The sequence below is a fragment of the Streptomyces sp. NBC_00210 genome, assembly GCF_045160975.1.
Classification (GTDB): domain Bacteria; phylum Actinomycetota; class Actinomycetes; order Streptomycetales; family Streptomycetaceae; genus Streptomyces.
This window is the reverse complement of sequence record NZ_CP108120.1, coordinates 7,554,689-7,575,796: the sequence shown is the minus strand read 5'-3', so window position 1 is coordinate 7,575,796 and position 21,108 is coordinate 7,554,689. Positions and strand designations below refer to the sequence as shown.

Below are 21,108 nucleotides of genomic sequence, written 5' to 3'. Positions count from 1 at the left end.
CCGGAGCTGCGGATCACAGCAGGGGGGCGGCGAAGGCCAGTCGGCAGGGCGGTCCGTCCGTCTGCCACGGCGGGGTGAGGGCCCTTGCCACATCGGCCGGCGCATCGGCGCCCGGACGGAAGAAGCCGTCTGCGGAGAGCGCCGCCCACGCCCCTGCGGCGTACTCCTGGGCGGGCAATCCGGCACGGTCGGTCGTACGCGGTCCGGTGACCGGGTCCGCCCGGGTCATGACGCGGAGGCCTGCCCCGCGCAGCCGGTCCAGTTCCGCCCGCCAGTCGGCGCCGAGCGGACAGGTCGGCACCAGCCCGTACTGCTGGGTGGGCACTCCCGGCGGGCGGCGCCCGACGACCAGCACAATCCTCCGTACCGCGCTGTCGCGGCCGGACTCCGCCGCACGGAGCGGTGCCACTTCCTTGAGCGCGTCCTCCAGCGAAGACGCGGTGTCCTGTTCGCGCCGCGCGGGCCGCCAGGACGAAAGGGCGGCCAGCGCGGCCTCGGCGGGGCCCGCCGGAACCCGAAGAAGCAGCGTGGGCCGGCGGGTGTAGCGGTTCTCGTGGATCACGTGGTCGTAGTGGCCGACGACTGCGATCCGCGGGCCCTGTCCCGCTCCCCCGTGTCCGGCGAGCGACGTGATGAGTTCTCGTACGAACATGAGTCGTTCGGCGGTCTCCGCCTCGTCCGCGCCGGACAGTTCGACGGTGAGATGGAGTTCCAGACGCGGCGGACGCAAAATCCGCCGCGGCAGGTCTCTGATCAGACCGGCCAGGTCCACCGCGGGCCGCTCGCCCGGCGAACCGCCCTCAGTTGTGACCATCTCGACCTCGCCGGGCCCATGCAGAACGAACGTCAGCGGGGTCGGCTGCAGCGCCCTGAGGTGTGTCCACATCAGGCCCAGGGGCTCAGCGCCTCCGCCGCCCGCCGCCGGGATACCGCAGAGCACCGGCAGGGCGGCTGAGGGAGTGTCGGCGACCCCGCCGTGCACGGTGACGGTGGCGGTCGCGGTCTCGCCCCGGGCCAGCCGCAGACCGGCGGGGAACAGCACCCGGCTGTCGGCGTGCACTGCGCCGGTCCGCCGGTCGACCCGGGCCAGGAGAAGAGTGTGATCGAAGCGGAGGGGCGCGGTGCGAAGTACCTCCTGTACGGCGGCCGTTGTCTCCGTCGTCGCCGGGAGCGCGGCCCCCGGCCCGATCTCGGCCCGTACGGCGAACATCTCGCGCAGAGCGGCCGCGGCCCGGTCCAGCAGCACCCAGCCGGTACGGCGGGTGACCAGAACCATCGAACCGGTGCAGGAGGGCGGGATGTAAGCCTTCAGCCAGCGCAGGACGGCCGCGTCGAATTCCGTACGGCTGATCGGCTGCAGGGTGCCGATGCCGCCGGCGAGCTGGAATTTTCGAATTTCCGTGCGATGGTCGAGCATGGGTGCGACAAGGTGCCACTCCGCACTTCCGGCATCGGCCTGCCGGGGTATTCCACGGTCGTCCAGACAAGCCTTGATCACCTTCACGTAATCCGGCGTGAATTCGACGAAGAGCAACTCTCCCAAGTGCCCGGCGATCAGGCTCTCCAGGGTCTGCTGCCACTCCGCCGACTCCAGCTCCGCAATACTCCCGAGTAACTCACCGGATTCCCGGAATGCCTTCTCGCCGGGCCGCGCGGGCCCACCCCGGATCACCGTCGACGGCAGCTCGCCGGCGCCCGGATCGGCCGAGGCCAACACGGCGGCCCGCAGGTCCCAGGCATGCCCGGCCGCCTCAGCGGCCTCTCGCGCCTCTTGAATATCGCCGTCGCTCAGCTCCCCCAGAACCGGATCGCCATGCATCTGCCATTGGCAGACGGCACACAGGTCCCCATTCTGTTCAGGTGTTCGACACACTGGGCACGCCGAATGAATGCGGGAACCCCCCACCCCAAGACTCCTACCCCCGAGTGCGGACAGCTGACAGCAGCAGTCCGCATGCCCTTGCCTTGATTTCTCGTTACGGCGCGGCCGGTGCACGACAATCGCGCGAACCCGAGGGCATCATGGTGGCACAACGAAGAATGAATGCGAGGCTTTCGGACATAAAAATACGTCCGATCATCATTTCGGATTCCGGCGCATTGCCTCCTCCGCTGGTCAACGGCGTCTCGGCGGCGGCCCGCTCGCTTCCGGTCAGGCACCCGCGGCGGTCACGATCTGAAGATCTCCAAGAGAGCAATCGCCCTTCGCCCCTTGGGAGAGCGAACTCGCCTGACCGCCGACAGGTCAGTATGATCACCGCTCCGACACACGGACGCGTGTGCGGAACGTCGATGACCATCAGTCACGGACTCGCCTGCTGATGGCCGGTCCTTGACGGGTGCGGTGTCGCTGCGCCGGGGGGCGCGGCTGGGGGAGGGACGAGGGCGATGGACGTCGGGGACGGCGGGCAGGCGTACACGGGGGTACCGATCCGTGCGGTGGGACAGGGACGCTATGTCCTCGAGGCTCCGCTCGGCGAGGGCGGCATGGCATCCGTGCACCGCGCCCATGACTCGGTGCTGGGCCGCACCGTCGCGGTGAAGACCCTGCACTCCGAACTGGCCCGTGATCCGTCCTTCCGCGAGCGGTTCCGCCGCGAGGCCCAGGCGGTCGCCGGGCTCAGTCACGCCAATATCGTGGCGGTCCACGACAGTGGCGAGGACGCGGGCGAAGCGGGCGTCGTGCAGTACATCGTCATGGAGTACGTTTCGGGCCGCTCGCTGCGCGAGCTGATCCGGGACAGTGCCACCGCGGACGATGCGGTCCCGCTGAGCACGGCACTGGCGATGACCGCTGCCGTCCTGGACGCGCTGGCCTGCAGCCACGAACGCGGGCTGATTCACCGGGACATCAAGCCCGCCAACGTGATGGTGACCGACGACGGCACCGTCAAGGTGATGGACTTCGGCATTGCCCGCGCGTTGCAGTCCGACGCCACCTCGATGACCCGGACGGGCACCGTGCTGGGCACACCGCAGTACCTCTCCCCCGAGCAGGCGCTGGGCAAGCCCGCCGACGCACGGTCGGACCTCTACTCGGTCGGCTGCATGCTCTACGAACTGGCCACCGGCACGCTGCCGTTCGACGGCGAGTCGACGATGAGCGTGCTCTACCAGCATGTGCAGCAGCCCGCGCCGGTCCCGTCCTCGATCAACGGGTCGCTGCCCCCGGCCGTGGACGCGGTCGTCGCCCGCGCCCTGAGCAAGGACCCCGAGCAGCGGTACCCGAGCGCCCGGGCCATGGCGAACGACATACGCAAGATCGCCGGCGGCGAGGCACCCACTCTCGCCACCGGTGAGACACCCACGCGGCAGATGCCCCCGCATGTGCCTCCCACCCTCACGGCCGACACCGTCTCCGTGACGTTCGGCCGGCACGGCCCGGCCGTTGTCCGCCCGTCACCGCGGACCAACGGCCTTCGGCCGTCCCACATCTGGGCGATCGTAGGCGTGGTAGTGGCCATGGCGCTCGCAGCCGTGTACGGCGTGCAGTACCTGATTTCGAGTACCTCATACACCCCCGATCCCCGGGCCACCGGAGCGTTCATTCTCTGCGAACCCATCACCTCCTGGGACAACGAGTTCACACCCCCCAGCTTCACCGGTATGTCACCGGCGGAGGCGAAGACGTGCGCCGAGATCGCCGGACTGAAGCTTGAGCAGAAAACCACCACGGGCAAGAAGTACGACAAGGACACCGTGGTGAAGCAGGATCCGAGCACCGGGTCGGTCGAGTCCGGCAGCACCGTCACCGTCTGGGTATCGACGGGCGGTGATCCCCGGGCCAAGGGCGACCTCGCCGACTGCGAGGTGGAGGAGTCCCATGGCAAGGTCTCCAACCCGACGTTCACAGGCAGGAGCGCGGCCAAGGCACGCGTCTGCGCGGACATCGCCCATCTGAAGCTGAAGGAAGCCGGGACCATCCAGGACAAGCGCACGCCTGCCGGACAGGTCGCGAAGCAGGAACCCGGATGGGAACAGATACCGACGGGCAGCACGGTCAAGATCTGGATCTCGAGCGGCGGAGATCCCCGCGCCACGGGAAAGCTGGCCAACTGCGATACGTACGCAACCAGCGACGAGCCCTACCCGCCGTCCCTCGAGCACATGACCATCGCCGACGCACGCGCCTGCGCGAAGATCGCGCATGTGAAGCTGGAAGAACACAGCGTCCCGGACGACCTGTGGCCGGCGGGAGAAGTCGTCGAGCAGGAACCGCAGGGCGGTACACGCATCGATCCGGGCAGCACCGTCAAGATCTGGATCTCATCGGGCAAGTCCTGAACCGCCTCGTCAGCCGAGGAAGCTCAGCGGCACCTGACCGGCCGGGTTGTCGCGATTGGTGTCCGCCGGACTCCGTCAGGGCAACCCTGCTGTCAGGGGCGGAGGACCGCCAGATCCGCACCGGGCAGGTGGATCCAGCCCTCCTGCCGGGCGGCCGCGCGCTCGTCCGGAGAACGCGGCCACAGAGTGTCCCCTATCAGGACGGCGCGAGCGACCAGGGCGCAGACCAACGCGTCGAGATGGTCGTGGCTGTCGAAACACTGCCCGCGCACCGGCTCGGGGAGCGCCCCCAAGCCCGCCTCGACCGAGCGGACGATCTGCTCCCGGACGGCACGCGCTCCGGGCGTGGCGCTCTTGTAGCTACCAGGAAGGCGGATGCCCCACCGCCGCAGGGCGGCAGCGGGGTAGACCTCGGCAACCGGTCCCGACCCGTCCCGGGGCACGGGGACACCGGTCGCCGCGAGTCCCTCCAGCAGATAAGCCGCTCGCAGCGCCACGACGCCCAGAAGATCGGTGGACACCGACAGCGGAGGCCGCATCGAGGTCGCCTTCCATGTGAGGTCGTCGGTGACCCTGAATCGCAGCGCATCCAGACCGGGCCTGCCGTCCGCACGTTCCTCGAACCTGACGGCAGGCGGCAGCCGCTCGCCCCGGTGGTGGGCCAGGACCGTTGCCACAAAGCTCGACGGCCAGCCAAGAGGGCAGTCGAGGCCTGTCTTGTCGGCAGCCCGGACAACCGCCAGCAGACCCTCATCCCCCTCGGGCACGACGAACTCCACCGCGAAGCCGTCTCCGCCACCCCAGAGCACCCGGCACACAGCCGTACGCCGTGCGCTCGCAGCTAGGTCGACCCCGACCGTGACCGACTGTCGCTTCATCATGCCGCGATCCTCCCGCAGCACGCCCGTGGGCCACCGCACCCCCGCGCCACGAACAGGTGTCATGCCCCCTCGGGCTCACCGATCGATGCCGATGTGCTCGCGGCGCTCGAACAGCACCGCCGAGCCCTGGGCGGACATCACTACTCCTCATCGATGGCTCGCCTGATCACGCCCTCACCAATCACGGCCACCTTCCACAGGCCCAGCACGTGCCAGAACTTCAGTGCCGCCGGGTCCCGGCCTGTTTCCCCCCAGTGTCGACAACTCCCAGTCGAGAACCGCGGTCACCTCCCCGCTGCCGTAGGAGGTGATGACGTTGCGCAGATGGAAGTCGCCGTGCACGAGCGTCACTTCGCGCCGCTGCGTGACGCCCGAGCGCCGCCGGGCGATCGGAGGCAACCACCGACGCCGACCGCTGTGCCCTTGACCTGTGCCTTCGAGTCCTGCCATCTCAGCTCACCGCTGTCGTGGCCGCGTCGCGGTACTGCCGCAGTTCCTGTCTGGCGATGGCCCTCTTGTGGACCTCGTCGGGACCGTCCGCCAGCCGCAACGTCCGCAGACCCGCATACATCATCGCCAACGGGAAGTCGTCGGTCACTCCTGCTCCCCCGTGCACCTGGATCGCGCGGTCGACGATCTTCAAAGCGATGTTCGGGGCGGCCACCTTGATGGCCGCGATCTCGGTGCGCGCTTCCTTGTTCCCGACCGTGTCCATCAGATACGCGGCCTTGAGCGTGAGCAGGCGGATCATCTCGATGTCGATACGTGCTTCCGCTATCCAGTCCTGGACATTGGATCGTTCGGCAATTGGACTACCGAATGTCACCCGTGACTGAGCGCGCCGGCACATCAGCTCCAGCGCCCGCTCGGCCGCACCGATCGCCCGCATGCAGTGGTGGATTCGACCGGGCCCGAGCCGGGCCTGGCTGATCGCGAAACCCTCACCCTCGCCCTTGAGCACGTCCTTGGCCGGCACCCGTACGTCGGTGAAGTCGATTTCGGCGTGTCCCTCACGGTCCTGGTAGCCGAACACCGGCAGTCCGCGGATCAGCGTGATCCCGGGGGCGTCGATCGGCACGACCATCATCGACTGCTGACGGTGCGGGGCAGCGGTGGGATCCGTCTTCCCCATGACGATCAGCACCTTGCAGTTGCGGTGCAGGGCATTGGACGCGAACCACTTACGGCCGTTGAGCACGTACTCGTCACCGTCGCGCTCCATCCGCAGCTCGATGTTGGTGGCGTCCGAACTGGCGACACGCGGCTCGGTCATCGCGAAGGCCGAGGCCATCGTCCCGTCGAGCAGGGGCCCCAGATACTTCTCCTTGTGCTCGTCGCTGCCGAACAGCGTGAGCACCTCCATGTTCCCGGTGTCGGGAGCGTTGCAGTTGCACGCCTCGGAGGCGATATGACTGCGCCCCATGATCTCCGCCAGCGGCGCGTACTCGAGATTCGTCAGCCCCGGGCCCCACTCGGCGTGCGGGTGGAAGAGGTTCCACAGTCCGCGCCCCCGCGCCTCCGCCTTGAGTTCCTCGAGGATCGGCGGATGGAAGTGCGGGTCACCAGACGCGCACATCTGCTCGTGGTACACCGCCTCAGCGGGGTAGATGTGCGAATCCATGAATTCGAGCAGATCCGCCTGGTACTTCTTGGCGCGGTCCGACGTCTCAAACAGGGACATCTGAACTCCTGACAGGTAGGGAGGGAAAATTGGGTGAGCACTTGTCGAGGTGACTGGCCACGTCTTCGACGAGATCGGCCCCGCGGAAGGCCTGGAGCATGACGCCTTCCGCGCGGGTCACGGAATCGGCGCAGGTGCCGTCCGCGTCGTGCTGACGAAGTAGCCCTCGCCGCGCTCGAGCCACCGCGGCACCAGCAGCGTTGCCGCACGGATGTGGGCTCGCAGGTTCACATCGATCGAGAGGTCCCAGTCCTGCTCGCTCGCATCCAGGCCGGGTGCCCCGGCGATGCCCGCGTTCGCGAAGTAGAGGTCGACCCGACCGAACGCGCTCTCCGCCAGAGCGATCAACTGCTCGATCTGGGCGGTGTCCGACACGTCCGCGCCCGCGCTCACGGTGCTTCCCGGATGGTCGGCGTTGACTGACTCCGATACCGCCCGCGCGGTGTCCGGATCGAGGTCGGCGACGACGACCCGGGCACCCTCGCGAGCGAGCCGTGCGACCAGCGCGCCACCGATGCCGCCACCGCCGCCGGTGACGATGGCGACTCTTTGTGCAACGTTCACAGCGAACCCTCTCCATGGCGGGGCGTGCGGTGCCGGGCACGGTCCCCGAGATGGTGCGACCGTGGCCTTCGCCTATCTGTATAATTGAATCCGACGTCAAGTTCAACCGTCTGGACGCATCACCACGCGGAGCAGGTCGCCTCGCCCCACCGGACTCGGACAGAGAATTCACGGTGGACGTCGCCGCACTTTCGTCCGCCCCAGGGGCAGGAGCGGCCCACCGGACAAGGCACGGCCCGGCGCCGCGTCGTTTCAGCTGCTGACATCCGGCGGCTGTGCCCTGAGCCATCGGCTACGGCTACGGCTACGGCCAGGTACCGTTCCCCGGCCCCTGAGCGGTCGGCTCACCTGTCCGCCTGCGCGCGACGTCACACCCGTGGAGGAGAGGAGCAGGCCCGGCGGCGGCGGTCTCCGCCCCGGCCGGCGCTACTGCGGGATAAGGATCAGCGGTGGCCGGGGAACCGCAGGGCGTTCGCCCAGAGCCGGGTGACCGTGGAGACGAGCTCCTCGAAGTCCACCGGCGTACCTTCTTCTTGCCCTTCGCCGAGCGCAAAGGCGTTGTAGGCCATGACGCTGACCATGCCCGACAGCGCACGGGAGGCCAACATCGGATCGACCTCTCGGTCTGCGACACCCCGCGCCTGCAGGTCGGCGATGCCCCGGGCGTTGCGGCTGATGAACGCATCCGTGCGCCGGGTCCGGAACTCACGGAACTCCGGCTCCACTTGTGCGACCTGCTCAAGCAGTGCCATCAGCTTCGCGTTCCGCTTATACGCCTCGAGATACGCGCGATTGCTCGCCTCGAGTACCGCATATGGATCGTCGGTACCCTGCACCCGGTCCATGCCGGGGTGCATCATGTCCTCCTGCGCCTCCAGCAGGACGGCGGCAAGCACCTCTTCCTTGTTCGCGAAGTAGGTGTAGAAGGATCCCGCCGCGCATTGGGCCTCTTTGGCGATGTCGATCAGGCGGGTGTCGAGGTAGCCGTCCCTCTCGAACACCTTCCGCGCGGCCTTCACCAAAGCGGCCCGTGTCCGAGCTCCGCGCTTCGTCGTCGGCGGCTCGCGAAGTGACGAGAGGGGCGCCATCGGCGGTGCCTTCTCGCTGTAATTCTCCTCGGGCGCGGTGGTATCCATCGCCGAAAGGGTACTTGAATCCGACACCGGAGTCACAAATTCGCCACGTGTGCGCACCGCCGCGGACGTAGTTGCCGTGCACGTCCGTGAACGGGCTGGAGTACTCGCCCAGGTCGCCGGTCCGGAACCAGCCGTCGGGCGAGTTTGCAGCACCGCGCTGGGCGGGCGCGAGCACTGCCGCTCGGCCCGCGGGCGGTGTCGGTCCCGGGCATGACCGGTCCCCCGCGACCGGTCTCCCGTCGATCGACCCCGGTCGTTCGGTCGATCGGTCAGGCGGTGATCCTGAAGCGTTCGGCGAGTTGGCGGCGGGTGTCGGCGGCACCGGTGTGAAGCACACCCTCGATTCCGATCCGCGCCGCTCCGTCGAGGTTCTGCCGCAGATCGTCGATCATGACCGCCTCCTCGGGGCAGACGCCGAGTCGTTCACATGCGATCACGTAAATCCGCCGGGAAGGCTTGCGGATCCCGACCTCGGCGGAGATGACGACCGCGTCGGCCACAGCGGCGAGGTCGACGCCATCGTAGGTTCCGGTCCCGAAAGAATTGGATACCAGCGCAACGGGATGTCCGGCGGCGCGAAGATCACCGAGCAGGGCGAGCATGCCCTGGTCGATCGACATTCCGGCTTGCATCCGGGCCGTGAGCCCCTCGGCGGGTACGTCGGCGCCGTGGGCACGGAGGCGTTCGGCGAATCCTCGCTCGAAGGCTTCGGCGTCGATACGGCCGCACTCATGGTCTGCCAGGAGGGTGCGCGATGGCTGGTCCCGGCTGAGGAGGTCCAGCGGCAGGCGCGGGTCGCCGCCGAGTGAGGCACCGAAGTCGGTGAACGCCTGCAACACACTGGAGGTGATGACCCCGCCGAAGTCCACGAGGACGGCGGTTCGGGCCTTGTCCACCACGCTCGACACAGTATCCACACCCTCTCTCGCGGCCGGCTTCCCACCGGCCGATGCAACCGCGACCGGCTTCCCACCGGCCGTGGCGACGGCAGCCATGGTCAGCAGATTCTCCTGAGGACTAAGCGACCTCGAACAGCCCGGCTGCGCCCATTCCGCCGCCGACACACATCGAGATCACTACATATCGGACGCCACGGCGCTTGCCCTCGATCAGGGCGTGCCCCACCAGGCGGGCACCGGTCATTCCGTACGGATGGCCGACCGAGATTCCGCCGCCATCGACGTTGAACCGCTCCGGGTCGATGTTCAGTTCGTCACGGCAGTACAGCGCTTGGGAAGCGAACGCCTCGTTGAGTTCCCACAGACCGATGTCGTCGATGGTGAGGTCGTGCTGCTTCAGCAGTTTCGGAATGGCGAACACCGGACCGATCCCCATCTCGTCCGGCCCGCAACCGGCAACGGCCATACCCCGGTATACGCCCAGCGGCTCCAGTCCGCGGCGCTCGGCTTCCTTCGACTCCATCAACACCGACGCCGAAGCCCCGTCCGACAATTGCGAGGAGTTGCCCGCCGTCACGCTGGAATGCGCGGTCACCTGACCGTCCGGCAGCACCGGCGCCAACCCGGCCAGGCCCTCGAGTGTGGTCGACGCGCGGTTGCCCTCGTCCCGGGTCAGGGTCACGGCCTCGTGCCGCACCTCCCCGGACTGCTTGTCCAGGACCTTCTTGACGCTGTCGAGCGCGACGATCTCCCGGTCGAACCGCCCGGCCTCTTGCGCCGCCGCAGTGCGCTGCTGTGACACCAGCGCGAACTCGTCCTGTCGTTCCCGGCTCACGCCGTAGCGTTCGGCGACGATCTCCGCCGTCTGCAACATCGGCATGTAGGCACTCGGCTTGTGCTCGACCAGCCAGGGATCCGCCATGCGGTGGGTGTTCATGTGCTCGTTCTGCACCAGGGAGATCGACTCGACACCGCCGCCGACAGCGATCTGCATACCGTCGCCGACGATCTGCTTGGCCGCCGTCGCAATCGCCATCAGGCCCGACGAGCACTGCCGGTCGATCGTCATCCCCGACACGGAGTCCGGAAGTCCGGCACGGAGAGCGGCCTGGCGGGCGACGTTGCCACCGGATGACCCCTGCTGCACGGCGCAGCCGAAGATCGCATCTTCGACCTCGCCTCCCTCGAGCCCGGCGCGCCGCACCGCGTGCGAGAGGGCATGGGCGGCAAGTTCCTGCGTCTGGGTGTCGTTGAACGCACCGCGGTACGCCTTCCCGATCGGCGTCCGTGCCGTCGAAACGATGACTGCTTCCCTCATGTCGCCTCACTGCTTCCTGTCGGTCCGGTTCGTCTGGGCCGTCACGGCCGCAGGGGGACGGGAACCGGCCTCCCGAATCGTTTATAGTTGAATTCGACGTCAAGTTCAACCAGACCCCCTGAGGGGAGGCGGCACGCGGCTGCCATTGCGGGAACTGCGCGTGTTCTCGACCTTGACAATCCCCTTCCACAGCTTAAGGCTGACCGACCAGTCGGTATGAAGGGGCGGATCGTGACCGAGCTGAGCATCTCCACCGCTGCGGGCGTGTTCGACGCGATCGTGGCGGGTCCGCCCGAAGGCCGTCCGGTGCTGCTGCTCCACGGCTTCCCGCAGACGCGGCTGGTGTGGCAACGGCAGATCGCGGAGTTGGCCGCGCACGGCTACCGGGTGGTGGCACCCGACCAGCGTGGGTACTCCCCCGGGGCACGCCCCGAGAGGCCCGCGGACTACCGCATGAACGTCCTGGTCGACGATGTGGTCGCGATCACGGAGGAACTGGGCTGGGGGTCGTTCGACCTGGTCGGCCATGACTGGGGAGGCGCGGTGGCGTGGTGGACCGCCGATGCCCACCCCGATCGCGTACGTACCCTGACAGTTGTCTCGACCCCGCACCCCGGCGCTCTGGCCACCACCCTGCGCACCGACAAGGACCAGCGCGAACGATCGCAGTACATGATCGCCTGGCGTGAAACGCCGGCGACCGAAGAGCGCATGCTCGCAGGCGATGCCGAGGCGCTTCGCGCCACGTACGCCGGAAAGGTCCCGCAGGCCAGTGCTGAGGCCTATGTGCGGCACCTGTCCCAGCCGGGTGCTCTCACCGCGGCGCTGAACTGGTACCGGGCCGGCCGCCCCGACGGCGCGATCGGCGTCATCGAGGTGCCCACGCTGTACGTCTGGAGCACGCAGGACAGCGCGTTCGGCCCGGCGGCCGCGCGGGAGACCGGGCAGTGGGTCAACGGGCCGTACCGGTTCGAGACCCTCCAGGGCATCAGCCACTGGGTCCCCGAGGAGGCGCCCGAGACGCTGAGCCGCCTGCTGCTCGAACATCTGCGAGCGCACGGCGAGCCCGGAACCACAGCCGATACCCCCTCTGTCGACTCTCAGAAGAGGTGACCCCATGAAGGCAGCACGAGCAGCCTGGCGCGGACTCAAGCCCGTACACGGCATGATCTACTTCGCCCCCGAGGGAAGGCGGCGGTACGCGGACCTCGGACTGAGCGGACGCGCCGGGTACTTCGCCTCCCGGAGCGCCGCCTTCGGCCGGGCATCCGCCGAGCTGGTCATCTCGACCTTCTACAACTTCAACCCCGGTCTCGTACGAAAAGCGCTCGACGGGGTCTGGGACGCGGCGACGCCGCAGCAGGTGCTGGACGCACGGCACGCCGCCGCGAGCGAGGCCCTGCGACGGGCCGGCATCCACGAACTCCCCGCTTTGGACGAGGTCCTGACGCTGACCCGCAGGGCCGCCGACGCGGCCTGCGAACACACGCAGGGCCGCCCGCTGTTCGCCGCGCATGCCGCGCTGCCCTGGCCGGAGGAGCGGGTACTGCAGCTGTGGCACGCCCAGACGCTGCTCCGGGAGTTCCGTGGAGACGGCCATGTCGCGTGCTTGCTGAGCGAGGGCGTGGGGGGCTTGGAGGCCCTGGTTCTGCACGCTGCCACCGGTGAGGTTCCCGTCGACTTCCTCAAGGCAAGCCGCGCATGGCCCGAGGAGGAGTGGGCCGACACCGAGGAGCGCCTGCGCACACGAGGTCTCCTCGACGGCGACTCCCTCAGCCCGGAGGGCGTACGCCTGCGCCGGCACATCGAGGACCGCACCGACCGCCTGGCCCTTCCCGCCTACGCCGCCCTGGGTGACGCCGACTGCGAACGTCTCGCCGAACTCGCGAGCCCCTTCGGCCAAGCCGTCGTCGAAGCCGGGCTCCTCAAGCTCGGCTGAGCACGCGCGCCCCGTCCGCTTCGCGCTGCTCGAACCGGGCGGCCATGGCCTCGGAGAGGGCGCTGCATGCCCAGCTCACGCGCTACCCGAGGAAGCTGAGCCGCACCTGACGGTCCGGGTTGTCACGGTTGGTGTCCACCAGACAGACCGACTGCCAGGTGCCGAGCTCAAGACGGCCGCCGATCACCGGCAGAGTGGCGTGCGGCGGTACGAGCGCGGGCAGGACGTGGTCCCGGCCGTGGCCCGGGCTGCCGTGGCGGTGCTGCCAGCGGTCGTCGGCCGGCAGCAGCATGTGCAGCGCGGCGAGCAGATCGTCGTCGCTGCCCGCGCCCGTCTCGATCACGGCGATACCGGCGGTGGCGTGCGGGACGAAGATGTTGAGCAGGCCGTCCCTGCCGCCCGCGGTGTCCTTGAGGAACTGTTCGCAGGCATGCGTCAGGTCGGTCACCGCCTCGGTGGAGCCGGTGGTGACGGTCAGGGTCATGGTGGTGAAGGGTCCGGGCATGGGTCCATCTTCTCGTTCCCCGGTCGTCAAGCCACCTGCGCGCGGACGGGAGGCCACCCTGCCGCACGCCGTTCAGGAACTCGCCGTCGCCGCCCGCCGCAGTGCCTCGATCAGCACCTCCACCGACGGGCGCCCGCGCGAGGCCGCGCGTACCGCCACCACCACATGGCGTTCGACCACGTCGTCGAGCGGCACGGCGACGATCCCCTCGGAGCGCAGCCGCAGCATCAGCCCGGTCAGCGGTGCCACTCCGAGTCCCTCCCCGACCATGGCCAGCGAGGTCGCCGTATCGGTCACCTCGTGGGCGACCCGCGGTTCGAATCCGGCCCGGCGGCAGGCCGTGCGCACGGCACGGCCGTAGTACGTGTGCGGCGCCGGCAGGATCCAGTCCCGCTCGGCCAGTGAGGTCAGCGGCCAGGACGTCCCGGCGGGCGGCGCCTGGCCCGTCGGCACGGCCACCGCAAAGCGCTCGGAGTGGAGCCGTACCAGATCGGCGGCGTCGTCCCGGGCGAGGGGGGCATCGGGGTAGTCGAGACCGAGCGCCAGGTCGACCCGCCCGGCGGAGACCTCTGCATGGGCCTGGTCGACATCCACCTCCTGGCTCACCACGCGCACACCGGGGTGCTGCTCGCCGAGCCATCGCAGCGCGGGCGGCAGAAACGCCGCGGCCGCCGTGCCGAACACCCCGAGCCGCAGCCGCGCCGCGATCTGAGTGCGGATGCGCTCGATCGCGGCCGCCGCCTCGGCCTGGGCCTGCAGAATGCGCCCCGCGTGCACGACGAGGGTGTGCCCGGCGTCGGTGAGCTCGACCCGGCGTCCCACCCGCCTGATCAGCTGGGCACCCGCCGTCCGCTCCAGCTGGGCGAGCTGCTGGGAGATCGCGCCGGGGGTGTAACCGAGCGCCGCGGCGGCCGCCGTCATGGTGCCGCAGCGGGCGAGTTCGACCAGCGCGCGCAGATGTGCTCCACCCAGTTCCATAGAGAGGATCTAAAAGATCGACTACTGAAACTGTCAATGGACGCGAAGAGTCGGCCGCGTCCACCATGCATTCATGGGTCACAGCGCTGAGGACGTCGCAGAGGTCGTCATCATCGGCGGTGGCGTCGTGGGAGCCAGCACCGCATTCCATCTCGCCGAAGCCGGGGTACGCGACGTCCTGGTCCTGGAGCGCGACGAACCCGCGTCCGGATCGTCCGGCAAGCCGATCGGCGGCATCCGCGCCCAGTTCTCGGACCCGCTCAACATCGAACTGGGACAGCGCAGTCTCGAGGCCTGGCGGGCGTTCACCACCCGCCCCGGGGCCGACATCGGCATCGAGGGCGTCGGCTATCTCTTCCTCCTCGGCACCGAGGCCGAGGTGGCGGCGTTCCAGCAGGCCGTCGGCGTACAGAACGACCTCGGCGTCCGCAGCAGGATCATCTCGCCGCGCGAGGCGCACGAGTTGTGTCCCTACGTGGATCCGCACTCCATCGCCGCCGCTGCCTACTCCCCCGACGACGGCTATGCGCTGCCGAAAGCCGCCGTGCACGGCTATCTGCGCGCGGCCGGGCGCCTCGGCGCGAGAATCCGTACGCACTGCACAGTCACCGGCATCGATGTCGAGGGCACTCAGGTGCGGGCGGTGCGTACGACATCGGGCACGGTGCGCACCTCGACGGTGGTATGCGCCGCCGGTCCCTGGTCCGCGGCGGTCGGCGCGATGGCCGGGGTGGAGCTGCCCGTCACCCCGCTGCGCCGCCAGATCGCGCTGACCGGACCGCTGACCCCCGCGCCGCCGCGGATCCCCTTCACCCTCGACTTCGACTCGACGCTCTATTTCCACAACGACAGCGCGGGCGGTCTGGTCCTGGGCCTCTCCGACCCGCGCCAGGAGCCGGGGTTCGGGCGTGAGTTCAGCCGGGAGTGGCTGGAGTCGTTCCGCGAGGCGGCGCGCAGGCGGGCCCCGGCGCTCGCCGCTCTGGAGGCGAAGGGCGGCTGGGCGGGGCTGTACGAAATGACTCCGGACCGCAATGCGCTGATCGGCCGCTCGGGCGACGTGGACGGCTTCCTGTATGCCACCGGATTCTCCGGGCACGGATTTCTGCAGGCGCCCGCGGTCGGCGAGATCGTCCGCGATCTGTACCTCGACAGAACGCCGGTCATCGATGTGGGACCGCTGTCCGCGGCCCGTTTCCAGGGCCAAGCGACCATCCGCCCCGAGGCCCACATCATCTGACCCCCGCACGATCGAACCGGAAGGAGGACGGAAATGCTCCCCAGCTGGCGACTGCGGGCCGCGTTCGCCCGTCGGCTCTCCGACATGTACGGGACGGAAGTTCCCGCGTACACCACGCTTCTGGAGGTGTCGGCGCAGGTCAACGACGAGGTGATCGGCAAGGACGGCGACGCGGGACGGCTCGGCGGCATCGAGCGGGTCACCGCGGAGCGGCACGGCGCCATCCGGGTGGGCACGCCGCGCGAGATGCGCCAGGCCGCCCAGATCTTCGCCGCGCTCGGCATGCAGCCGGTGGGCTTCTACGATCTGCGCGAGGCCGCGGCGAGCTCCGTACCGGTCGTGTCCACCGCGTTCCGGCCCATCGACGCCGAGGAGCTGGAGCGCAACCCCTTCCGGGTCTTCACCTCCATGCTCACCACCGCCGACCGGCGGTTCTTCGACGCCGGCCTGGAGGCGCGCCTCGAGTCGTTCCTGGGCCGTCGCGAGCTCTTCCCGCCCGAGCTGCTGGAGCTGGCCGCGCGCGCCGAGCGGGAGCAGGGGCTCGACGAGTCGTCCGCGGAGCGCTTCCTCACCCTGGCGGTCGCCGCCTTCGAGCTGTCACCCGAGCCGGTCGACCGCGCCTGGTACGCCGAGCTGGAGCGGATCTCCGCCGTCGCCGCCGATATCGGCGGGGTGAGCAGCACTCATATCAACCACCTCACACCGCGGGTGCTCGACATCGACGAGCTCTACCGGCGCATGGGCGAGCGCGGCATCACGATGATCGACCGGATCCAGGGGCCGCCGCGCTGGGAGGGCCCCGATGTGCTGCTGCGCCAGACCTCGTTCCGCGCACTGGCCGAACCGCGCCGCTTCCGCGAGCCGGACGGCAGCGTCGTCGAAGGCTCCCTGCGGGTGCGCTTCGGCGAGGTCGAGGCACGCGGCATGGCGCTCACCCGCGCGGGCCGCGCCCGCTACGACGAGCTGATCGGCGAGCCCGCCTCGGTCTGGGCCGAGCGCTTCCCGCTCACCGAACGCGAACTCGCCGTCCAGGAGCAGGCGTTCTTCCGGTATGAACCGGCCGACGACCGCCCGCGGGACGGCCGCACCCCGCCAAAGGATCTTGCGGACCTGATCGACGGGCGCTGGGTGAACGCCAACCCCATCGTCTATGAGGACTTCCTGCCCCGGTCGGCCGCCGGGATCTTCCAGTCGAATCTCACCGACGAGGGCACCAGGGACGCCACCGCCCGGGGCGCCCACTACGACCAGCAGTGGCTCTCCGGCGTACTGGAGCGTCCCGTACACGACCCCTTCGATCTCTGTGCCGCTCAGCAGAACAGCTCACTTCAGCAGGCCCGCCGGGCCATCGGACTCCCCAAGGAAACGCCGTGACCAGCAACAGCACCACCCTCCCCGACACTGATTCGCTGCGCGCCCGGGCCAGGGAGAGCCTGCTCGGCTGCGGCGCCCGGCTGCCCGCGCAGGGCGGCGATGTCATCGCCCGTACGCCGCTGACCGGCGACACTCTCTTCACCCTGCCCGCCACGTCTGTAGAACAGGCGGACGCGGCGATCGGGGCGGCGGAGGCGGCGTTCCGGCAGTGGCGCACGGTCCCGGCGCCGCAGCGCGGGGCGCTGGTCAAGCGACTTGGCGAGCTGCTGACCGAGCACAAGGAGCAGCTCGCCGACCTGGTCACCATCGAGGCTGGCAAGATCCGCTCCGAGGCGCTGGGCGAAGTGCAGGAAATGATCGACATCTGCGAGTTCGCGGTCGGACTCTCGCGGCAGCTGTACGGACGGACCATGGCCTCCGAGCGCCCCGGTCACCGGCTCTCGGAGAACTGGCACCCGCTGGGCGTGGTCGGCGTGATCTCCGCCTTCAACTTCCCGGTCGCCGTCTGGTCGTGGAACACCGCGATCGCGCTGGTCTGCGGTGACACGGTCGTCTGGAAGCCCTCGGAGCTCACCCCGCTGACCGCTCTGGCCTGTGACGCACTGCTCGCCCGGGCCGCCGCCGACACCGGTGCGCCCGACGGAGTGCACCGGCTGCTCCTGGGCGCACGCGAGACGGGCGAGCGGCTGGTCGACGACGAGCGCGTGGCGCTGGTGAGCGCGACGGGATCGGTACGGATGGGGCGCGAGGTCGCCCCGCGGGTGGCCGCCCGCTTCGGCCGCTGTCTGCTCGAACTGGGAGGAAACAACGCGGCGATCGTCACGCCCTCCGCCGATCTCGACCTCGCCGTGCGCGGGATCGTCTTCTCCGCGGCGGGCACCGCGGGACAGCGCTGCACCAGCCTGCGCCGACTGATCGTCCACGAGGACGTGGCGGACCAGCTGGTGGAGAAGATCGTCCACGCATACGGCCAGCTGCCGCTCGGCGACCCGTTCGACGGGGCCACCCTGGTGGGCCCGCTGATCTCGGCGAGTGCGCACCGGGGCATGGCCGAGGCGCTGACGGCGGCCGAGGCCGACGGCGGGAAGGTCCTCACCGGCGGCGAGCGGAAGCTGGCGGAGCAGGCGCCCGAAGCTGTGTACGTACGGCCCGCGGTGGTGCGGATGCCGGCGCAGACCGACATCGTCCGCCGGGAGACCTTCGCCCCGATCCTCTATGTGCTCACCTACCGGACCCTGGAGGAGGCCGTCGCGCTGCAGAACGGGGTTCCCCAGGGCCTGTCCTCCAGCATCTTCACGCAGGACCAGCGGGAAGCGGAGCGCTTCCTGGCCGCCGACGGCTCGGACTGCGGCATCGCGAACGTCAACATCGGCACCTCGGGTGCCGAGATCGGCGGGGCGTTCGGCGGCGAGAAGGAGACCGGTGGCGGCCGCGAGTCGGGCTCGGACGCCTGGAAGGCGTATATGCGCAGGGCGACGAACACCGTGAACTACTCGGACAGCCTGCCGCTGGCCCAGGGAGTGAACTTCCTCTGACGCCCCTTCCTCCGGCCCCTCCGAGTGGGCGGGAAGATCCACGACCCCACCACGGTTGGTAGAAACGTGAACAACTTCGGGGTGCGAGACGTGGACGTGGTCGTCATCGGCGCCGGACAGGCGGGCCTGTCCGGCGCCTACCATCTGCGGCGCGCCGGACTGGTGCCGGACCGCGACTTCGTGGTCCTCGACCACGCCCCGCGGCCGGGCGGCGCCTGGCAGTTCCGCTGGCCCTCGCTCACCTACGGCAAGGTGCACGGCATGCACGCGCTGCCGGGCATGGAGCTCACCGGCGCGGACGGCACCCGGGCCTCGTCCGAGGTGATCCGCGAATACTTCACGGCGTACGAGAAGCGCTTCGATCTCCGCGTCCACCGGCCCGTCGGCGTCCGCGCGGTGCGCGAGGGCGCGGGCGGGCGGCTGCTCGTCGAGACCTCGGAGGGGAGCTGGTCGGCACGGGCGCTCATCAACGCGACCGGCACCTGGGACCGCCCGTTCTGGCCGCGCTATCCCGGCCAGGAGACGTTCCGGGGGCGGCAGCTGCACACCGTGAACTACCCGGGGCCCGAGGAGTTCGCCGGACAACGGGTGATCGTGGTGGGCGGCGGGGCCTCCGGGACCCAGCATCTGATGGAGATCGCCGAGGTGGCGGCGGACACCACCTGGGTTACGCGGCGGCCGCCCGTCTTCCGCGAGGGGCCGTTCGGCGAGGACGCGGGGCGGGAGGCGGTGGCCATGGTCGAGGAGCGGGTACGCCGTGGACTGCCGCCGCTGAGCGTGGTCTCGGTGACCGGACTGCCCCTCAACGACGCCGTGCGGCGCGCCCGCGCGTCGGGCGTGCTGGACCGGCTGCCGATGTTCGACCGGATCACGCCGACGGGCGTGGCCTGGGACGACGGGCGGATCGTGGAGGCGGATGTGATCCTCTGGGCGACCGGCTTCCGCGCGGCGATCGACCATCTCGCGCCGCTGAAGCTGCGTGAGCCGGGCGGCGGCATCCAGATCGACGGGACCCGCGCCGTGCGGGACGCCCGTATCCATCTCGTGGGATACGGGCCTTCGGCCTCGACGATCGGCGCCAACCGGGCCGGGCGGTCCGCCGTCCGCGAGATCACCCGGCTGCTGGAGGCGCCGGGGCGGCCGGAAGTGCCAGCGCCGTCGGAGCCGGCCGAACTGCCGAAGCGGTCCGAACTGCCGGAGCTCCCGGAGCCCGCGCCGGCTCCGGCTTGAGGCCGGTCAGCCACTGCTGCCCTTGCGCCTGGCGTTGAACTCGTCCACGTTGCGCTGATGCTCCCGATAGCTGGCGGTGAAGCGGGTGTCCCCCGGCGCCACGGTGACGAAGTAGAGCCAGTTCCCCGGCGTCGGGCTGATGGCCGCGTGCAGTGCCTGCTCGCCCGGGTTGGCGATAGGGGTCGGCGGCAGGCCCAGGCGCTGATAGCTGTTGTACGGACTGTCGATCCTGGTGTCGGCGGCCGTGGTGTCCAGCGTGCTGCGGTTCAGCGCATAGTTCAGCGTCGAGTCCATCTGCAGCGGCATCCTCTTGGCGATCCGGTTGTAGATGACCCGGGCGACCTTCCCCATGTCCTGGGGTGTGTCGGCCTCTGCCTGCACAATGCTCGCGATGTTCACCGTCTGATAGACCGTCATCCTGCTGCGCTGCACGCCACTTGTGAGGCGATCGGACCCCAACCGCTTGTTGGCGGTGTTGACCATATAGCTGAGCAGGCTGGTCGGCGTGGTCTTGGCGTCGATGGGATACGTGGCCGGGAAGAGGTACCCCTCGGGGTTGCCCTTGGCTTCGGCGGGCAGCTTCAGCTTCGCTGTGCCGGCGGCCTTCGCGGTGGTGCCGGGCGGCTGGTCGAGGGCCTCGTCGACCGCCGCGTAGACCTGTGAGGCGCGCCAGCCCTCGGGGACGAGCAGCGTCCGCTTCTCCTGGGCCGCCTGCTTCAGCAGCAGCGGCACCAGCACCGCGGCGCCCAGGGCGACGATTGCGCCCAGGGTCAGGACCAGCCGGCCGCGGCGGCTCAGCCGGAGCCTGCGCCGGGGCGCTGCCGACGGCGATTCGTTCCTCATGCGGGCACGCTAACCCGTGGCGGGCACGGTTCCCGACACCCGGCCCGGCGCGACCCGGTTGCTGCGGCCCCGGCCGTACGACCGTGCTCTACGGCGCGAAGGGCGCCAGCGCGGCGAACTCCGGCACCACCTGGACCGCTCCGGAGAGCGCGTCGAGTGTGCGCCGCACCCGGCTCAGCGGATGGTCGGGGAACTGCGCGTCCCACTGGACATGGTCGGCGGCGTGGAAGGGCAGACCGCCCTGAACCTCGGGGGCGTACGGGTGCGGCCGGAAGTACTTGTCATGGCCGACCTGCGCCATGACCATGGCCTCTCGCATCCCCGTCATGCCCCGCTCGGGCGCCTGGATCTTGATCACGGTGCTGCAGTTCGCGCGCGGCACGGTGAAGCTGCCGATGAACGCCTGGCCGCTGGGCTGTCCCGGCAGCGGCAGCTTCAGTATCTGCTTCAGCGCCGGCAGCTGTCCGAGCGACTTGACCGAGGCCTCGATCAGGCCACCGCCCGCATCGGCGGTCAGCCGGGTGAGCGCGGCACGCAGCGCGGGACCGTCGTCGAGCGACGCGGGCAGATCCGGCGGCAGCCCGAAGAAATGGAGCGACAGCACATCGCCCTCGTCATTGGCCCATACGTCGTGGTCGACGGGCCGGTACCCGGGCAGTTCAACGCCAAGAAGAGCTCTCATGGGCGGTGATCATGCCGTACCC

19 protein-coding genes are annotated in these 21,108 nt (G+C 69.7%); 7 read left to right on the top strand and 12 right to left on the bottom strand.

Going from position 1 to position 21,108, the window contains the following annotated elements; translation table 11 throughout:
• Positions 1 to 13 precede the first annotated feature (13 nt).
• Positions 14 to 1,819, bottom strand: a complete 1,806-nt coding sequence (locus tag OG729_RS34335; RefSeq protein WP_405809818.1) for a hypothetical protein — start codon at positions 1,817 to 1,819, stop codon at positions 14 to 16.
• A gap of 569 nt (positions 1,820 to 2,388) precedes the next feature.
• Here OG729_RS34335 and pknB point away from each other — a divergent pair.
• Positions 2,389 to 4,284, top strand: a complete 1,896-nt coding sequence (pknB, locus tag OG729_RS34330; protein ID WP_405809816.1) for a Stk1 family PASTA domain-containing Ser/Thr kinase — start codon at positions 2,389 to 2,391, stop codon at positions 4,282 to 4,284.
• Positions 4,285 to 4,376: 92 nt separating this feature from the next.
• Here the strand turns inward: pknB and OG729_RS34325 are convergent, their stop codons facing one another.
• From OG729_RS34325 to OG729_RS34295, 7 genes are all read right to left on the bottom strand, one after another.
• On the bottom strand, positions 4,377 to 5,165 hold the full coding sequence (locus OG729_RS34325; RefSeq protein ID WP_405809814.1) for a DUF429 domain-containing protein: 789 nt from the start codon (positions 5,163 to 5,165) through the stop codon (positions 4,377 to 4,379).
• Between the two features lie 174 nt (positions 5,166 to 5,339).
• On the bottom strand, positions 5,340 to 5,615 hold the full coding sequence (locus OG729_RS34320; protein ID WP_405809813.1) for a phosphotransferase family protein: 276 nt from the start codon (positions 5,613 to 5,615) through the stop codon (positions 5,340 to 5,342).
• A 1-nt stretch (position 5,616) separates the two neighbouring features.
• A complete protein-coding gene (locus OG729_RS34315; RefSeq protein ID WP_360870877.1) occupies positions 5,617 to 6,846 on the bottom strand; it encodes an acyl-CoA dehydrogenase family protein in 1,230 nt (409 codons plus the stop codon).
• 117 nt (positions 6,847 to 6,963) lie between these two features.
• Positions 6,964 to 7,410, bottom strand: coding sequence for an SDR family NAD(P)-dependent oxidoreductase (locus OG729_RS34310; protein ID WP_405809811.1), 447 nt, complete (start codon positions 7,408 to 7,410; stop codon positions 6,964 to 6,966).
• Between the two features lie 443 nt (positions 7,411 to 7,853).
• Positions 7,854 to 8,546: a TetR/AcrR family transcriptional regulator gene (locus tag OG729_RS34305; RefSeq protein ID WP_405809810.1), complete on the bottom strand. Its 693-nt coding sequence runs from the start codon at positions 8,544 to 8,546 to the stop codon at positions 7,854 to 7,856.
• 269 nt (positions 8,547 to 8,815) lie between these two features.
• Positions 8,816 to 9,445 carry an HAD family hydrolase gene (locus OG729_RS34300; protein ID WP_405809809.1) on the bottom strand — a complete coding sequence of 210 codons (630 nt, stop codon included), beginning with the start codon at positions 9,443 to 9,445 and terminating at the stop codon, positions 8,816 to 8,818.
• 118 nt (positions 9,446 to 9,563) lie between these two features.
• Positions 9,564 to 10,763, bottom strand: coding sequence for an acetyl-CoA C-acyltransferase (locus tag OG729_RS34295; RefSeq protein ID WP_405809808.1), 1,200 nt, complete (start codon positions 10,761 to 10,763; stop codon positions 9,564 to 9,566).
• 231 nt (positions 10,764 to 10,994) lie between these two features.
• Between OG729_RS34295 and OG729_RS34290 the strand changes: the two genes are divergently transcribed.
• Both OG729_RS34290 and OG729_RS34285 read left to right on the top strand, forming a co-directional pair.
• On the top strand, positions 10,995 to 11,876 hold the full coding sequence (locus OG729_RS34290; protein WP_405809806.1) for an alpha/beta fold hydrolase: 882 nt from the start codon (positions 10,995 to 10,997) through the stop codon (positions 11,874 to 11,876).
• A gap of 4 nt (positions 11,877 to 11,880) precedes the next feature.
• The gene (locus OG729_RS34285; RefSeq protein WP_405809804.1) at positions 11,881 to 12,702 is read left to right on the top strand and encodes an SCO6745 family protein; all 822 of its coding nucleotides are present in this window, start codon (positions 11,881 to 11,883) and stop codon (positions 12,700 to 12,702) included.
• Positions 12,703 to 12,784: 82 nt separating this feature from the next.
• Here OG729_RS34285 and OG729_RS34280 read toward each other — a convergent pair whose 3' ends face one another.
• Positions 12,785 to 13,207: a secondary thiamine-phosphate synthase enzyme YjbQ gene (locus tag OG729_RS34280; protein ID WP_405809803.1), complete on the bottom strand. Its 423-nt coding sequence runs from the start codon at positions 13,205 to 13,207 to the stop codon at positions 12,785 to 12,787.
• A 72-nt stretch (positions 13,208 to 13,279) separates the two neighbouring features.
• Positions 13,280 to 14,185, bottom strand: coding sequence for a LysR family transcriptional regulator (locus tag OG729_RS34275; protein ID WP_405809801.1), 906 nt, complete (start codon positions 14,183 to 14,185; stop codon positions 13,280 to 13,282).
• A gap of 73 nt (positions 14,186 to 14,258) precedes the next feature.
• On the opposite strand from OG729_RS34275, the gene OG729_RS34270 reads away from it, so the two are divergent.
• The 4 genes from OG729_RS34270 to OG729_RS34255 all read left to right on the top strand — a co-directional run bounded on the left by OG729_RS34270 (position 14,259) and on the right by OG729_RS34255 (position 19,561).
• On the top strand, positions 14,259 to 15,422 hold the full coding sequence (locus OG729_RS34270) for an NAD(P)/FAD-dependent oxidoreductase (RefSeq protein ID WP_405809799.1): 1,164 nt from the start codon (positions 14,259 to 14,261) through the stop codon (positions 15,420 to 15,422).
• A 33-nt stretch (positions 15,423 to 15,455) separates the two neighbouring features.
• Positions 15,456 to 16,796 (top strand): 2-oxoadipate dioxygenase/decarboxylase family protein, encoded by a 1,341-nt coding sequence (locus OG729_RS34265; protein WP_405809798.1) that lies wholly within the window; start codon positions 15,456 to 15,458, stop codon positions 16,794 to 16,796.
• Positions 16,793 to 18,331 carry an aldehyde dehydrogenase family protein gene (locus OG729_RS34260; protein ID WP_405809797.1) on the top strand — a complete coding sequence of 513 codons (1,539 nt, stop codon included), beginning with the start codon at positions 16,793 to 16,795 and terminating at the stop codon, positions 18,329 to 18,331. Before OG729_RS34265 ends, OG729_RS34260 begins: the two co-directional genes overlap by 4 nt.
• Before the next feature lie 66 nt (positions 18,332 to 18,397).
• Complete coding sequence (locus OG729_RS34255; RefSeq protein WP_405809795.1) at positions 18,398 to 19,561, top strand: NAD(P)-binding domain-containing protein; 1,164 nt, start codon at positions 18,398 to 18,400, stop codon at positions 19,559 to 19,561.
• Between the two features lie 6 nt (positions 19,562 to 19,567).
• Here OG729_RS34255 and mltG read toward each other — a convergent pair whose 3' ends face one another.
• Both mltG and OG729_RS34245 read right to left on the bottom strand, forming a co-directional pair.
• Positions 19,568 to 20,404 (bottom strand): endolytic transglycosylase MltG, encoded by an 837-nt coding sequence (mltG, locus tag OG729_RS34250; protein ID WP_405809793.1) that lies wholly within the window; start codon positions 20,402 to 20,404, stop codon positions 19,568 to 19,570.
• Positions 20,405 to 20,492: 88 nt separating this feature from the next.
• Positions 20,493 to 21,086 (bottom strand): hypothetical protein, encoded by a 594-nt coding sequence (locus OG729_RS34245; protein WP_405809791.1) that lies wholly within the window; start codon positions 21,084 to 21,086, stop codon positions 20,493 to 20,495.
• Positions 21,087 to 21,108 lie beyond the last annotated feature (22 nt).